We start from the raw sequence: 424 nt of genomic DNA, 5'->3' as shown, positions 1-424 counted from the left end.
AGGTTACCGGCCTGGCAACGTCCTACTCTCCCGGCCCGAATGGGCAAGTACCATCGGCGCTAGAGGGCTTAACGGTCGTGTTCGGAATGGGAACGTGTGTGACCCCTCTGCCATCATCACCAGACAACAAGTTCTATTTTTGCAGAACTCTTATATATTAACATTTTTCTCTTCATAAGTCAAATGCTTATTCATTAAAAAATTTATGAAGAATGGTGGAGCTGAACGGGATCGAACCGATGACCTCCTGCTTGCAAGGCAGGCGCTCTCCCAACTGAGCTACAGCCCCATTTTGAGAATGTGGTAGATGGTGGGCCTAGGCTGACTCGAACAGCCGACCTCACGCTTATCAGGCGTGCGCTCTAACCAACTGAGCTATAGGCCCCTAAGAGCCATGCTCTCTCAAAACTGAACAGTAAAGATG

Annotated in this window: 2 tRNA genes and 1 rRNA gene; all 3 read right to left on the bottom strand. The window is 49.3% G+C overall.

Going from position 1 to position 424, the window contains the following annotated elements:
• Window positions 1–9: 9 nt before the first annotated feature.
• Window positions 10–124: ribosomal RNA gene (rrf, locus tag O0550_RS24135) — 5S ribosomal RNA — on the bottom strand.
• An 89-nt stretch (window positions 125–213) separates the two neighbouring features.
• Window positions 214–289 (bottom strand) — tRNA-Ala (locus O0550_RS24130).
• 19 nt (window positions 290–308) lie between these two features.
• Window positions 309–385 (bottom strand) — tRNA-Ile (locus O0550_RS24125).
• Window positions 386–424 lie beyond the last annotated feature (39 nt).

This window comes from Brevibacillus halotolerans, from assembly GCF_026891775.1.
GTDB lineage: Bacteria > Bacillota > Bacilli > Brevibacillales > Brevibacillaceae > Brevibacillus_B > Brevibacillus_B halotolerans.
Note: the sequence above shows the minus strand (reverse complement) of the source record. Positions and strands in the feature narration are given on the sequence as shown.